A 12,911-nucleotide genomic window follows, 5' to 3' on the forward strand; every position below is an offset into this window, starting at 1 on the left:
AACAGGCACTTATGCTGTTTACTGGCTTACTCGTTGAGGACCCCGTTTATGTCTCACGTATTACGCTTTCCTGTAATGCTGACCTTACTGCTGGCTGGCTGTCATTCGCCATCACCGCCACCTGTACCATCAACCCGACCTGTTCCCATATGTGCTGGCGGTGAGGTGATGATGCAAACCACATTGTGGTTTGGTCTCAGTAAGCCAAAAGGCGGTAGCGTGAGTTCGCTGGACTGGATGAATTTTATCGATAAACAAGTGACGCCTCGCTTTAAAGCCGGGCTCTCTGTTTATGATGCGCAAGGGCAGTGGTTGGGTGAAAACGGTCAGCTGGCGCGTGAGAAAAGCAAAGCGCTGGTGCTCATCTATAACTTTGACAGCGATAACAACAGCCGTGTCGAAGCACTACGCGAGCAGTATAAAAAACAGTTTGGTCAGGAATCGGTCATGCGTGTCGATTCGCCTTCCTGCGTGAGTTTCTGATGCCATTAACGGCGGCCCAGGCCGCCGTAAGATGATCAGATAAACAGTCCGGCGAATGCAGCCGAAAGCAGGCTTACCAGGGTCGAACCATATACCAGTTTCCAGCCAAATCGCGAGACGACGTTCCCCTGTTGTTCGTTCAGCCCCTTAATCGCGCCTGCCACAATACCAATCGACGCAAAGTTAGCAAACGAGACCAGGAATACCGACAGGATGCCTAATCCACGCGGCGTCATGCCTGCCGCCACTTTCTTCAGTTCGATCATGGCGACGAATTCATTGGCCACCAGTTTAGTGGCCATAATGCTCCCAGCCTGAAGGGCGTCTACGGCGGGGATGCCGATTAACCAGGCAAAAGGGTAAAAAACATAGCCCAGGAGCTGCTGGAAACTGTAGCCGAATAGCGCTGCGAACAGCGCATTGACGGCCGCGATCAGCGCAATAAAACCGATCAGCATTGCCAGAATGATCATCGCCACTTTAAAGCCCGCCAGGATGTACTCTCCCAGCATTTCGAAGAAACTCTGCTCCTCATGCAACTTATCCAGGGCTACAGGCTGTTCCTCGCTTTCCTTACCGGGATTGATAATCGACAGAATGATAAAGGTGCTGAACATATTGAGCAGTAGCGCCGCCACGACATAGCGAGCCTCAATCATCGACATGTATGCACCGACAATGGAAAGCGAGACGGTAGACATAGCGGTTGCCGCCATGGTGTAAAGGCGCTTCGGCGGGATATCCGCCAGAATACCTTTATATGCGATGAAGTTTTCAGACTGACCCAGTACCAGCGTACTGACCGCATTAAAAGATTCCAGCTTTCCCATGCCGTTGATTTTAGACAGGACAGTTCCCACCAGGCGGATTAGCAACGGCAGAATGCGCCAGTGCTGCAAAATACCAATCAGGGCGGAAATAAAAACAATCGGGCAAAGTACCCCAAGAAAGATAAAGGCCAGGCCCTGCTGACTCATGCCGCCAAAAACAAACTCTGTGCCTTGTGCAGCAAAACCCAGTAATCTTTCAAAGAAGCTGCCCACCGCTCCCACGACCGCCAGTCCACTGGCAGAATGAAGGAAAAACCAGCCCAGCGCGGCTTCAACGATAATGAGCTGAATGATATAGCGTGGACGAATGTGTTTACGGTCATGACTGACCAACAGCGCAAGGGCGAAAATCACCACCAGCGCCAGCAGGAAATGTAAAATAGCGGCCATAGTTTAATCTGTTCGTAAAATGCGGCAAAAGGTAGGGCATTTAGCCATACTCCCACATGAATTTCATCCTGAGCCTTACAGCCCACTGCAAGAGACAGCGGGCCAGGAAGTCCGTATAATACGCAGCCAATCATTTGCAAGCCGGAGATAACCATGCGTCCAGCAGGCCGTAGCGCACATCAGGTGCGTCCAGTCACATTGACCCGCAATTACACTAAACACGCAGAAGGTTCCGTTCTGGTGGAATTCGGTGAAACCAAAGTGCTCTGCACTGCCACGGTGGATGAAGGTGTTCCGCGCTTCCTCAAAGGACAGGGACAGGGCTGGGTCACTGCCGAATATGGCATGTTGCCGCGGTCAACGCATAGCCGCATGGCACGTGAAGCCGCGAAGGGCAAACAGGGCGGCCGCACGCTGGAAATTCAGCGTCTGATCGCCCGTTCACTCCGCGCAGCCGTCGATCTTAAAGTGCTGGGTGAATATACCATTACGCTTGATTGCGACGTCATCCAGGCTGATGGTGGCACCCGTACCGCATCTATCACCGGCGCCTGCGTGGCACTGGCGGATGCACTAAACAAACTGGTTGCCAGCGGTAAGCTCAAAGCGAACCCGATGAAAGGGATGGTCGCGGCGGTATCTGTGGGCATCGTTAACGGTGAAGCCCTGTGTGACCTTGAATATGTTGAAGACTCCGCTGCTGAAACCGATATGAACGTCGTGATGATGGAAGACGGCCGTATGATCGAGGTGCAGGGCACGGCGGAAGGCGAACCTTTCAGCCATGAAGAGTTGCTGGCACTGCTGGCGCTGGCCCGCGGCGGCATCGAAGAGTTAATTCAGGCGCAAAAAGCGGCGTTGGAAAAATAAAGTAACAGGCGACCGCAGAGTCGCCTTTTTTTTATCTGAGGAGTAAGACATGAAAGCCTGGCAGCGGCAGTTTATTGAATTCGCACTGAATAAGCAGGTGCTTAAATTTGGTGAGTTTACGTTAAAATCTGGTCGTAAAAGTCCCTATTTCTTTAATGCCGGTCTGTTTAACAGCGGGCGAGACTTAGCGCTGCTGGGGCGTTTCTATGCGCAGGCGTTAGTGGACAGCGGCGTGGATTTCGATTTGCTGTTCGGGCCCGCTTATAAAGGGATTCCTATTGCGACCACGACAGCGGTTGCCTTAGCCGATCATCATGACCGGGATGTGCCTTACTGCTTTAACCGTAAAGAGGCGAAAGATCACGGTGAGGGCGGTCTGCTGGTGGGAAGCCCGCTACAGGGTAAAGTTATGTTGGTCGATGACGTTATCACGGCAGGCACGGCAATCCGCGAGTCGATGGATATCATTAATGCCCATGATGCGAGTCTGGCTGGCGTCATGATTTCACTGGATCGTCAGGAGCGTGGCCGGGGAGAGCTTTCCGCTATTCAGGAAGTGGAACGTGACTATTCCTGCAAGGTTACCGCCATTATCACGCTCAACGACCTGATCGACTATCTGGCTGAAAAAACGCATATGGCCGATCATTTAGCGCAGGTGCGTGCATATCAAAAAGCGTACGGCGTCTGATTACAGGCGGGCGCAGCCCGCCTGCCTGTTACACCAGCTGTGCCGCAATCAGCGGCCAGCGGGTGTCAAAGTCAGCGGTGGGACTAAAGCGGAACTCCGAGCGAACGTAACGCGACAGTAATCCTTCACACAGAGCCAGTAGCTGACTGGCTAATAATGCTTCATCGGTTTGAAAGCCTTCACCCTCTCGCATTTTCCGCTCACGCATCACCTGACGTAACTGGACTTCAATGCGCTCAAACAGCTGGTTAATGCGCCCTTGTAAACGATCCTGTTCAAACATCAGCGCGTGACCCGTTAAAATACGTGTCAACCCCGGATTACGCTCACCAAACCCCAGAATCAGCTGCACAATAAGACGCAGGCGCGCCATTGTTTCTTTTTCATCTTTAAGAATGAGATTGATGCGGGTAATCAGACTGTCTTCAATAAATTCGATCAGGCTGTCAAACATCCGTGTTTTGCTGGGAAAATGACGATACAGCGCCGCTTCCGAAACACCGACGTTGGCCGCGAGCTTCGCGGTAGTGATTCGTTGGCTGCCATCGCTGGACTCAAGCATCTGCGCCAGCGCCTGCAAAATCTCTTCGCGACGATTCCGCTTTACGACTTTTTTTTCTGCCATGCCCTTAAAAACCCCTGAATTTCACCATAAACAGGCAACACCTACGCATCAGCCACAAGATAAACACCTATGGCGATGAGAAATAAAATGATGAGCGTAAGTGAAAATAGGTAGTGCTGGTTACTGACGACCTGAGTGACCGAAGCCGCCTTCACCGCGCAAGCTGGCATCAAACTCTTCTACCAGATTGAATTCGGCCTGAACGACAGGAACAAAAACCAGCTGGGCCATGCGGTCGCCCGGCTGTAGCGTAAAGCTTTCCTGACCCCGATTCCATACCGATACCATCAGTTGACCCTGATAATCGGCATCAATAAGCCCCACCAGGTTACCCAGTACGATGCCATGTTTATGGCCCAGTCCTGAGCGTGGGAGGATGACAGCAGCAAGGCTCGGATCGGCAATATGGATAGCCAGGCCGGTAGGGATTAATGTTGTAGTCCCGGGGGCGATTTCCATCACGTCATCAATACAGGCACGAAGATCTAACCCAGCGGAACCCGGTGTCGCATAGGTCGGCAATGGAAAATCTTTGCCGACGCGCGCATCCAGAATTTTAACGTCTATTTTTTTCATCATAACGGCTGACAATCTCGTCTATTAAAAGTTGACCAAGGAGTGACTTATCGCTGAGCGGTAAGGTCTTTTCTCCTTCCTGCCAAAAAAGGTGAAGAGCATTGGTGTCGCTATTGAACCCTTGTCCAGCTTTCGACACGTCGTTAGCACAGATCAGGTCCAGCTTTTTACGCGCGCGTTTTTTTCGGGCGTATTCTTCCACATTCTGGGTTTCAGCCGCAAATCCAACCACAAAAGGCCGGCCCTGCGTTAATGCGGCAACGCCCGCGACGATATCGGGATTTTTAATGAGCTGCAGGGTGACATTATCATCGTCATCCTGTTTCTTGATTTTCTCATCCGCAATGTCGGCTGCCCGGTAGTCTGCCACGGCTGCGCTTGCAATGAAAATATGTTGTTTATTTATCTCATCCATCACCGCAGACTGCATCTCCCGTGCCGACGTTACATCCACCCGCTTAACGCCCACGGGCGTTGCTAAGCTAACCGGGCCACTAATCAGTGTGACGCTGGCACCGCGTCTGGCGGCCGCGGCCGCAATGGCAAAACCCATTTTTCCTGAGCTGTGGTTGCTGATATAGCGCACGGGATCGAGGGCTTCACGAGTCGGGCCGGCGGTAATCATAATGTTGAGATGTTGCAGATCGTTGACGGGGCTGGCCCACTGAACCGCATGGTCAACGATAGCCAGTGGGTCGAGCATGCGGCCCGGCCCGACATCGCCGCATGCCTGGCTGCCGCTGTCAGGCCCCCAGATGAATACGCCGCGCGCCTGGAGCGTCGTCAGGTTCGTTTGCGTGATGGCTGCGCGGTACATCTGTTGATTCATCGCCGGCACAATCGCGACAGGCGACGCGGTAGCCAACACGGCGGTTGTCACTAAATCGTTCGCCATACCGGCTGTCACGCGCGCGATTAAATCCGCGGATGCGGGTGCCAGCAGAATCAGATCGGCCCATTTGGCCAGCTCAATATGGCCCATGGCGGCCTCGGCTGCCGGGTCGAGCAGATCGTCCATTACCGGGTAGCCCGATACGGCCTGGAGGCTGAGGGGCGTAATAAACGCTTTTGCTGCATGGGTCATCATCACGCGCACATCGGCACCGCGATCGCACAGACGGCGCACCAGCTCGGGGGTTTTATAGGCTGCGATGCCACCGCTTACGCCTAAAAGCACTTTTTTACCGGCTAATCCCATCATGCAGTTGACCTCGTTTTCAGTTGCCGTACAGCCACGGCGGAATGGGCGAATTTTATCACAAAACCTTGCCGTCACCTGTTCAAAGGCTGCGTTTGCGAGAAGTGCCGAAGAATCACATTTGCTCACTGGTCGCGTGTTAACTGCAAGAGGATGATACAGGGGGCGACAGGGAGAGCAGCAATGAATCATTTTCTACCACGGGAAAAACTCAAGCGACTGGGCGCAGATGCATTAAGCGATGCAGAACTGCTGGCCATCTTTTTACGTACGGGTTCAAGAGGCGTACCGGTGATGAAGCTGGCGCAGCAGATGTTGCAAGAGCTGGGGTCGCTTTACAACATCGTGAACGCCAGTGCGGAGGATTTCAAAGGAATCAAAGGGGCGGGGGAAATTAAGCTAATTCAGCTACGTGCCGTTGCTGAGCTGGCTAAACGGTTTTTCGCCAGCCAGTTGGCCCGTGAAAATACCCTCGACAGCCCGCTTGCGACACGCCAGTATCTGCAAACGCTGTTAGCAGAGCAGGAACGTGAGATTTTCATCGTGATGTTTCTGGATAATCAACACAGGGTGATAACCGCCCGGCAAATGTTCTCAGGCTCGATTAACAGTGTGGAAGTGCATCCGCGCGAAATTGTGCGCGAGGCGCTTAAAATTAATGCCGCAGCGTTAATCATCGCACACAATCATCCGTCAGGAAGAGCCGAACCGAGTCAGGCTGACCGCGACATTACCGTTAAAATCTGCGAAGCTTGTCGGCTGGTCAATATTCGCGTGCTCGATCATTTAGTGATTGGACGGGGTGAATCGGTCTCATTTACCGAGCGGGGATGGCTCTGAGCCTGAAAATCTGGTCCAGGTGGCGGATTTTTACACGATCATTCGGGATCTTTATCTGTTCGGGACTTGAGCACTTGGGCCGAGCGGCGTATACTACGCCACCTTTGAGAATCTCGGGTTTGGCGGTTAGGCCAGCTTAGCGGGTTCCATGGAACTCGCCTGGCGGGCTGTAAGCCTGACGAGGCGGCCAAAACCTAATTTTTAAAGCTCGAGCTGATTTGATTTTTGGAGAATAGACATGTCACGAGTCTGCCAGGTAACTGGAAAGCGTCCGGTGACCGGTAACAACCGTTCCCACGCAATGAACGCGACGAAACGCCGTTTCCTTCCGAACCTGCACTCACACCGTTTTTGGGTTGAGAGCGAGAAGCGCTTCGTTACTCTGCGTGTATCTGTAAAAGGTATGCGTATTATTGATAAAAAGGGCATTGATACGGTGTTAGCCGACATGCGTGCCCGTGGTGAGAAGTACTAAGAGTACTAAGGAACTGAATCATGGCTAAAGGTATTCGTGAGAAGATCAAGCTGGTTTCCTCTGCTGGTACAGGTCACTTCTATACCACCACGAAGAACAAACGTACTAAACCAGAGAAACTTGAACTGAAAAAGTTCGATCCGGTTGTACGTCAGCATGTGATCTACAAAGAAGCCAAAATTAAGTAATTTTGGTTTTCTGCAAAAAACCCGGCTCAGGCCGGGTTTTTTGTTTGTGTAATGCGCAGGGGAGAGGTTATGCCAGAGTTGCCAGAGGTAGAAACCAGCCGACGCGGCATTGAGCCACATCTGGTTGGTCAGACAATTCTTCACGCAGTCGTGCGCAACGCGCGTTTGCGTTGGCCAGTGTCACAAGAAATCCTGGCGTTAAGCGATCAGCCTGTGCTGAGCGTTCAACGTCGTGCCAAATACCTTTTACTCGAATTGCCGCACGGCTGGATTATTATCCACCTGGGTATGTCAGGCAGTTTACGTGTCCTTTCAGAAGAGTTGCCCGCAGCCAAACACGATCATGTCGACCTGGTCATGAGCAACGGTAAAGTCCTGCGCTATACCGATCCCCGGCGTTTTGGCGCCTGGCTGTGGAGCAGCGACCTGGCCGGCAGTAGCGTACTGGCACACCTCGGCCCAGAGCCGCTGAGTGAAGCGTTCAGTGGTGACTATCTGTTTGAAAAATCCCGCGGAAAGCGAACGGTGATTAAGCAGTGGCTAATGGACAACAAAATTGTCGTTGGCGTGGGTAACATCTATGCAAGTGAGTCATTGTTTACGGCAGGGATCATTCCTGATCGACCCGCAATGAGCCTTTCCCATGAAGATGCGGCGATATTAGCGAATACCATCAAAGCGGTACTGTTGCGCTCAATCGAGCAGGGCGGAACAACATTACACGACTTTTTACAAAGTGATGGCAAACCGGGCTATTTTGCACAAGAGCTACAGGTTTATGGTCGCGCGGGAGAGCCCTGCAGAGCATGTGGCACACCGATTGTCAGTGGCAAGCATGGGCAACGCAGCACTTACTGGTGCCCCAACTGTCAACACTAAGGCAGTTTTGCCAGCAGAGCCTGGTGGACAGGCGCGGGCAGGAAGGCCGAGACGTCGCCGCCGTGCCGCGCCACTTCTTTCACCAGGGTAGAAGAGATAAAAGAAAAGTTTTCCGATGGCATCAAAAACACGCTTTCCAGCGTCGGCAGCAAATGCCGGTTCATACGCGCCAGCTGTGTCTCATATTCAAAATCCGACACGGCACGTAATCCGCGCACCAGAATGTTTGCCTGCTGAGTGCGGGCAAAGTTCGCCATCAGATCGCTGAAACCTGTCACCTCAACGTTCGCCAGATGCGCGGTCGCCTGACGCGCCAGCGCAACTCTTTCATCAAGCGTGAATAAGGGCTTTTTGCTCGGGCTGGCGGCAATGGCTACGACCAGTCGGTCAAACATCTGCGCAGCACGCGTCACAATATCGATGTGGCCTAATGTGATGGGATCGAAGGTGCCTGGATAAATAGCTTTCGTGGTCATGTGCGCCCTTTCGCCGGAGCATGTGTCAGCGCCCATAGCGCTGCATATTTGTTGAAGGTGTACTGGGCATTGACGACCGCCAGCAGCCAACCCTGTTTACCATCAAGAAAGCCGGCACGCAGCAGCAGCGTTTTCGCGAAGGCGCCGAGCGCATGACTGAAGACCGAAAACAGGCTGCAGGTTTTTCCGCGCTGAAATCGTTCCTGTGCCCAGGCCTCCGCATAGGCCAGCTGCTTACGCTGGAAAGCCATCAGGTTACGACAGGTCAGGTGTTGTAAATCGCCTTTGAGGGCCTGCACGGAGGCGCCTTCGGTGTTGAGTGACTCATGCACGCTGTTATCGTTATAGCTTAACGTACGTGGGTAAAGACGCATCACTCGATCAGGGTACCAGCCGCTGTGGCGCATGAATCGCCCCAAAAAAAGATTACTGCGGCTGAAGCTGTAAACGGTGTCGCCTGGCGGGGCCTCGAGCACCCGTTCAATGGCCTGACGTAACTCTGGCGTGACTCGCTCATCGGCGTCGATCATTAAAATCATGTCGCAACTGGCAAAACTCTGCGCCCGCTGGCGCTGTTTGCCGTAGCCCTGCCATTCCGTCGCCTGAAAAACCTGCGCGCCTGCTGCCCGGGCCAGCGCCATCGTGTCGTCTGTGCTGCCAGAATCCAGCACGATAATCTCATCGGCCCAGCTCACTGATGCAAGACAGTCGGGCAGCAGCTCTGCTTCATTTTTGGCAATCATAACGACTGAAAGGCGTTGGCGAGTGGATGTCATTAATGGGCTCGTGGCGGCAGGTGTGGTTCAAGTAACTGCAGCAAACGCTGAAGGGCGCCCTGGTTTTGATGCAGCACTTCTACGGCATGGCGTCCGTAGTAGCGACGATAATCATCGTCCTGCAGCAGGTTCGTCACCTCTTTTACCAGCGATGCGACATCAGTAACGGTAATCAGCCCCTGTGCCTGTTGCAGCTTGCTACAAATATCTTTGAAGTTCCAGGTATGGGGGCCCATAAGCACAGGAATAGCATGAGCGGCGGGTTCGAGCGGGTTATGACCACCGCGCTCAACCAGGCTGCCGCCAACAAAGGCCAGATCGGCAATGCCATACAGCAACATCAGTTCACCCATCGAGTCGCCAATCACAACCTGCGTTGAGCCGGATGGGATTTCACCGCTGCTGCGCAGGGTAAAACTGAAGTTGCGCTTCTGCGTCAGCTCTCGGGCATCGTTAAAACGCTCCGGGTGACGCGGCACCAGAATCAGCAGCAAATCCGGAAAGGTTTGTAATAAGCGACGGTGCGTATCCAACAGGATAGCTTCCTCACCCTCATGAGTGCTGGTGGCAATCCAGACAGGGCGACGGGGTGCCCATTGCCGGCGTAGCGTTACTGCTCTTGCGGCCAGCTCGGGCGTAACAGAAATATCAAACTTCAGGCTGCCGGTAACCGACAGATGCGAGCGCTTCAGGCCGAGTTGCACAAACCGCTCACCGTCCTCGGCGTTTTGTGCGGCGATCAGCGTGATACTTTGTAAAAGATTACGCATGAACTTGCCAAGCTTGCGATAGCCTTTAGCCGATCGTTCGGAAAGTCGGGCATTAGCAATCACCAGGGGAATATGGCGCTGGTGCAGGATACGAATGATGTTAGGCCACAGCTCGGTTTCCATAATGATCACCAGGCGTGGATTGACCGTATCAAGAAAGCGATTGATGGCGTTGGGGAGATCGTAAGGCAAATAAACATGATGCACATCTTTGCCAAAAGCAGAGAGCGCACGTTCAGAACCGGTTGGCGTCATGGTTGTGACGGTGATAGGTAGCGTTGGATAGCGATGACGTAGCGCGCGCACCAACGGCACTGCCGCCAGGGTTTCGCCCACGGAAACCGAGTGTAAAACGATGCCTTCAGGCTTCACTTTTCCGGCGCAATAGCCATAACGCTCTGCCCAACGTTTACGGTAGGCAGGAGCTTTACGACCGCGCAGCCACAGGCGCAGCCAAATAAGTGGCTGAATGAGATAAAGCAATGCGGTGTAAATGGTCGTCATAGTTACCGTTATGACACGTTGGCGTCAAAAAAGCAGATTAAAGTCAGAATACAGCATCTTATCAGAAACAGCATAATCACTCATCCCACATCATGCGTGGCGACTCAGGACCTGCTGATAGAGCCTGTTCAGTGAATGTGCCAGGTTTTGCGGCGTGTAAGGTTCAATCCTGCGTCTTGCTGCTTCGCCCATTCTGCCGTCAACGGTTAAAGCAGAAAGGGCATTAATGGCCTGATTGAGTCCTTTTACATCCAGCGCATCACGAACAAACCCTTCCTGACCTTCGCGAATAAATTCAGCGCCGCCACACCCGGTGCTGGTGATCACCGGCAACCCGCAGGCCATGGCTTCCAGCACCACGTTGGGAAAAGGATCGTAAAGGGTGGGCAGAAGCAATCCATCAGCAGCATGGTAATAGGGCTGCACATCCTGCTGTACGCCGACAAAACGAAGCCGCTCACTGCAGTGAAGCTGACTGGCTAACTGCTGATAACGTTTTGCCTGTTTGTCCTGGCCGACCACGATCAGATAGCGGTTACTTTTGGCCAGCGCTTCAATGGCGGCTTTGAGGCCCTTACGTTCAAATCCCGAACCCACATAGATCAGAACAGTCGCGTTAGCGGGCAGGTTCAGCTGTGTCCGAACCGCATGGCGGGCGGCCTCTGTCGCAGGTTGAAAGCGCGTTGAATCAATGGCGTTGTGAATGACATGTATTTTGTCAGCCTGCAGTGCGAAGCAGCGCAGGATGTCTTTTTTTACCATCTCAGAATTACATATCACCGCTTTCAGTGCGGGGGAGTTAAACATATCGGCTTCTGCCTGCAGAACATAGCGATGATATGGGCTGAGGCTGGCGCTAAGACGCTGCAGGGGCGAAACAATACGTGCCCGTTGTTCAAGCCAGACACGATGAACGCCATCGCCTGCCCGAAAGATGTCACAACCAGCGATACGCTCATGGCTTTGAACAATATCGAACTTTTCACGTTCCCAGCAGGCCCGCGCCGCGTGGGCAAAACCGCGTTCACGTGAAACCCGTCCCAGTTTCCCTGGATTGCAGATATGCAGGTGCCAGTCCGGGTTGGGCTTTCCTTCCCAGCTTCGGGTGATGATATTGAGATCCAGTTTTTCGCTACCCAAGGCTTCCAGCGCGCGTGAAATAAAGCGTTCGGCCCCGCCATCAGGGCGGTATTTCTGCCGGACAATCGCCAGGCGTAACTTACTCATTTAGATAGCTCCTTGCTGCGGTAACGACATCCTCAACCGGGATAACGGACAAGTAACGTTGTTCGGTACGAGTATCAATGGAATCCGGAGAAGGAAGGGGGCCATAGTCACCAGCCCAGATGACCCGATTGTTGTCACCCCAGGGGCGCCAGTGCTGCAGTTTTGTCGGGCCGAAAAGCGCAATGCAGGGCGTGTCGAGCGCGGCGGCCATGTGCATCGGGGCTGAGTCAACGCCGATAAAGAGCTGAGCGCAAGCAATCAGTGCAGCCAGTTGTGGCAGAGAGAGTTTGCCTGCCAGCGAGATAACATGCGGAGACTGGCACTGCGCCAGAATCCGCTCAACCATCGCCAGCTCACTATCATCCGGTCCTGCTGTCAGGATGACTTTTCGGTCGGCTTGAGCCAGCTGGTCGATAGTGGCTGCAACCTTGTCTTCCTCCCAGCATTTGAACTGCCAGCGGGAGGTAGGCTGCAGCACGATATAAGGGGGCTTCACCTGCTGCTGAAGCAGCATATTCTGCACTTTTAACGCATCGTCCGGGCTGAAGTGCATCGAGGCTCTGGCACCGTCGGCTGAAATCTGCAGCGGTGACAGAGCGGAAAGGTTCTGTTCAACCGTATGTAAGTGCTCATGATTTTCAGTGGTAACCAAATGATTGTGGCATCCGCGCCAGAAGGCGTTATCACGCTTTTTAAACGCGAATCCAATGCGTACCGGCGCGCCAGACAGTCCGGTGAGAATGGCACTGCGCCACTGATCGGCAAGGTTAATCACCAAATCGTAATGACAGGCTCGCACTGCTGAGACCAGTGCGACTTCATGGCGAAACGTCTGCCAGCCACCTTCCTTTTTCCAGTTTCGATCGATGATGTGCAGATGACGGACAGAAGGATGTGCTTCCAGCATGGGCCGGGTTTCTTTGTAGAGCAGGACATCAATGCTGGCCTGCGGATAATGCTGATGCAAAGCATTAATGACAGGCGTAGTCAGCAGCATGTCGCCGTGATGACGTAGTTTGATTAACAGAATTTTTTTGGGTGCAAACTGGACTGGAATCGGGCTTGTCATACTCAAATGCTCTCAGAATTCAGTGAGCCGATTGTAGGGCAAAC

The 12,911-nt window shown here is 53.3% G+C and carries 16 protein-coding genes; 7 read left to right on the forward strand and 9 right to left on the reverse strand.

Features of this window, described 5'->3' with window-relative positions; genetic code table 11:
• The first annotated feature begins 48 nt into the window (after positions 1-48).
• A complete protein-coding gene (locus tag AAIE03_RS18410; RefSeq protein ID WP_498563126.1) occupies positions 49-483 on the forward strand; it encodes a DUF3574 domain-containing protein in 435 nt (144 codons plus the stop codon).
• Positions 484-518: 35 nt separating this feature from the next.
• Here the strand turns inward: AAIE03_RS18410 and AAIE03_RS18415 are convergent, their stop codons facing one another.
• Positions 519-1,703 (reverse strand): NupC/NupG family nucleoside CNT transporter, encoded by a 1,185-nt coding sequence (locus tag AAIE03_RS18415; RefSeq protein WP_498563127.1) that lies wholly within the window; start codon positions 1,701-1,703, stop codon positions 519-521.
• Between the two features lie 153 nt (positions 1,704-1,856).
• On the opposite strand from AAIE03_RS18415, the gene rph reads away from it, so the two are divergent.
• A complete protein-coding gene (gene rph, locus AAIE03_RS18420) occupies positions 1,857-2,573 on the forward strand; it encodes a ribonuclease PH (RefSeq protein ID WP_013027743.1) in 717 nt (238 codons plus the stop codon).
• Positions 2,574-2,622: 49 nt separating this feature from the next.
• Positions 2,623-3,264, forward strand: a complete 642-nt coding sequence (gene pyrE, locus AAIE03_RS18425; protein WP_013027742.1) for an orotate phosphoribosyltransferase — start codon at positions 2,623-2,625, stop codon at positions 3,262-3,264.
• A gap of 28 nt (positions 3,265-3,292) precedes the next feature.
• Here pyrE and slmA read toward each other — a convergent pair whose 3' ends face one another.
• The 3 genes from slmA to coaBC all read right to left on the reverse strand — a co-directional run bounded on the left by slmA (position 3,293) and on the right by coaBC (position 5,666).
• Entirely contained in the window at positions 3,293-3,889 is a 597-nt protein-coding gene (gene slmA, locus AAIE03_RS18430; protein WP_013027741.1) for a nucleoid occlusion factor SlmA, read from the reverse strand.
• A 120-nt stretch (positions 3,890-4,009) separates the two neighbouring features.
• On the reverse strand, positions 4,010-4,468 hold the full coding sequence (gene dut / locus AAIE03_RS18435) for a dUTP diphosphatase (RefSeq protein WP_014333008.1): 459 nt from the start codon (positions 4,466-4,468) through the stop codon (positions 4,010-4,012).
• Positions 4,446-5,666: a bifunctional phosphopantothenoylcysteine decarboxylase/phosphopantothenate--cysteine ligase CoaBC gene (gene coaBC, locus AAIE03_RS18440; RefSeq protein ID WP_228225475.1), complete on the reverse strand. Its 1,221-nt coding sequence runs from the start codon at positions 5,664-5,666 to the stop codon at positions 4,446-4,448. Before coaBC ends, dut begins: the two co-directional genes overlap by 23 nt.
• Before the next feature lie 180 nt (positions 5,667-5,846).
• Here coaBC and radC point away from each other — a divergent pair, with 180 nt between their 5' ends.
• The 4 genes from radC (at position 5,847) to mutM (ending at position 8,045) form a co-directional block, all read left to right on the forward strand.
• Positions 5,847-6,503, forward strand: a complete 657-nt coding sequence (gene radC, locus AAIE03_RS18445) for a RadC family protein (RefSeq protein WP_014333010.1) — start codon at positions 5,847-5,849, stop codon at positions 6,501-6,503.
• A 238-nt stretch (positions 6,504-6,741) separates the two neighbouring features.
• Positions 6,742-6,978, forward strand: a complete 237-nt coding sequence (rpmB, locus tag AAIE03_RS18450) for a 50S ribosomal protein L28 (RefSeq protein WP_006121249.1) — start codon at positions 6,742-6,744, stop codon at positions 6,976-6,978.
• Between the two features lie 20 nt (positions 6,979-6,998).
• Entirely contained in the window at positions 6,999-7,166 is a 168-nt protein-coding gene (gene rpmG / locus AAIE03_RS18455) for a 50S ribosomal protein L33 (protein ID WP_001051798.1), read from the forward strand.
• Positions 7,167-7,235: 69 nt separating this feature from the next.
• Positions 7,236-8,045 (forward strand): bifunctional DNA-formamidopyrimidine glycosylase/DNA-(apurinic or apyrimidinic site) lyase, encoded by an 810-nt coding sequence (gene mutM, locus AAIE03_RS18460; RefSeq protein ID WP_498563128.1) that lies wholly within the window; start codon positions 7,236-7,238, stop codon positions 8,043-8,045.
• Here the strand turns inward: mutM and coaD are convergent.
• The 5 genes from coaD to rfaQ all read right to left on the reverse strand — a co-directional run bounded on the left by coaD (position 8,042) and on the right by rfaQ (position 12,867).
• On the reverse strand, positions 8,042-8,521 hold the full coding sequence (coaD, locus tag AAIE03_RS18465; protein ID WP_014604743.1) for a pantetheine-phosphate adenylyltransferase: 480 nt from the start codon (positions 8,519-8,521) through the stop codon (positions 8,042-8,044). The two genes, mutM and coaD, sit on opposite strands and share 4 nt — an antisense overlap.
• A complete protein-coding gene (locus AAIE03_RS18470; RefSeq protein WP_498563129.1) occupies positions 8,518-9,297 on the reverse strand; it encodes a glycosyltransferase family 2 protein in 780 nt (259 codons plus the stop codon). The genes coaD and AAIE03_RS18470 overlap by 4 nt, the downstream gene beginning before the upstream one ends.
• Positions 9,297-10,571, reverse strand: a complete 1,275-nt coding sequence (gene waaA / locus AAIE03_RS18475) for a lipid IV(A) 3-deoxy-D-manno-octulosonic acid transferase (RefSeq protein ID WP_013027734.1) — start codon at positions 10,569-10,571, stop codon at positions 9,297-9,299. Before waaA ends, AAIE03_RS18470 begins: the two co-directional genes overlap by 1 nt.
• Positions 10,572-10,661: 90 nt before the next feature.
• Positions 10,662-11,798, reverse strand: a complete 1,137-nt coding sequence (locus AAIE03_RS18480; protein ID WP_013027733.1) for a glycosyltransferase family 4 protein — start codon at positions 11,796-11,798, stop codon at positions 10,662-10,664.
• The gene (gene rfaQ / locus AAIE03_RS18485; RefSeq protein ID WP_128391685.1) at positions 11,791-12,867 is read right to left on the reverse strand and encodes a putative lipopolysaccharide heptosyltransferase III; all 1,077 of its coding nucleotides are present in this window, start codon (positions 12,865-12,867) and stop codon (positions 11,791-11,793) included. Before rfaQ ends, AAIE03_RS18480 begins: the two co-directional genes overlap by 8 nt.
• Positions 12,868-12,911: the final 44 nt, after the last annotated feature.

It is taken from the genome of Pantoea sp. Ae19-2, assembly GCF_059801205.1.

Excerpts from the sequence above, each read along its gene's own strand:
- AAIE03_RS18410 (WP_498563126.1), top strand. The coding sequence starts at position 49 with ATGTCTCACGTATTACGCTTTCCTGTAATGCTGACCTTACTGCTGGCT.
- AAIE03_RS18415 (WP_498563127.1), bottom strand. The coding sequence starts at position 1,703 with ATGGCCGCTATTTTACATTTCCTGCTGGCGCTGGTGGTGATTTTCGCC.
- rph (WP_013027743.1), top strand. The coding sequence starts at position 1,857 with ATGCGTCCAGCAGGCCGTAGCGCACATCAGGTGCGTCCAGTCACATTG.
- pyrE (WP_013027742.1), top strand. The coding sequence starts at position 2,623 with ATGAAAGCCTGGCAGCGGCAGTTTATTGAATTCGCACTGAATAAGCAG.
- slmA (WP_013027741.1), bottom strand. The coding sequence starts at position 3,889 with ATGGCAGAAAAAAAAGTCGTAAAGCGGAATCGTCGCGAAGAGATTTTG.
- dut (WP_014333008.1), bottom strand. The coding sequence starts at position 4,468 with ATGATGAAAAAAATAGACGTTAAAATTCTGGATGCGCGCGTCGGCAAA.
- coaBC (WP_228225475.1), bottom strand. The coding sequence starts at position 5,666 with ATGATGGGATTAGCCGGTAAAAAAGTGCTTTTAGGCGTAAGCGGTGGC.
- radC (WP_014333010.1), top strand. The coding sequence starts at position 5,847 with ATGAATCATTTTCTACCACGGGAAAAACTCAAGCGACTGGGCGCAGAT.
- rpmB (WP_006121249.1), top strand. The coding sequence starts at position 6,742 with ATGTCACGAGTCTGCCAGGTAACTGGAAAGCGTCCGGTGACCGGTAAC.
- rpmG (WP_001051798.1), top strand. The coding sequence starts at position 6,999 with ATGGCTAAAGGTATTCGTGAGAAGATCAAGCTGGTTTCCTCTGCTGGT.
- mutM (WP_498563128.1), top strand. The coding sequence starts at position 7,236 with ATGCCAGAGTTGCCAGAGGTAGAAACCAGCCGACGCGGCATTGAGCCA.
- coaD (WP_014604743.1), bottom strand. The coding sequence starts at position 8,521 with ATGACCACGAAAGCTATTTATCCAGGCACCTTCGATCCCATCACATTA.
- AAIE03_RS18470 (WP_498563129.1), bottom strand. The coding sequence starts at position 9,297 with ATGACATCCACTCGCCAACGCCTTTCAGTCGTTATGATTGCCAAAAAT.
- waaA (WP_013027734.1), bottom strand. The coding sequence starts at position 10,571 with ATGACGACCATTTACACCGCATTGCTTTATCTCATTCAGCCACTTATT.
- AAIE03_RS18480 (WP_013027733.1), bottom strand. The coding sequence starts at position 11,798 with ATGAGTAAGTTACGCCTGGCGATTGTCCGGCAGAAATACCGCCCTGAT.
- rfaQ (WP_128391685.1), bottom strand. The coding sequence starts at position 12,867 with ATGACAAGCCCGATTCCAGTCCAGTTTGCACCCAAAAAAATTCTGTTA.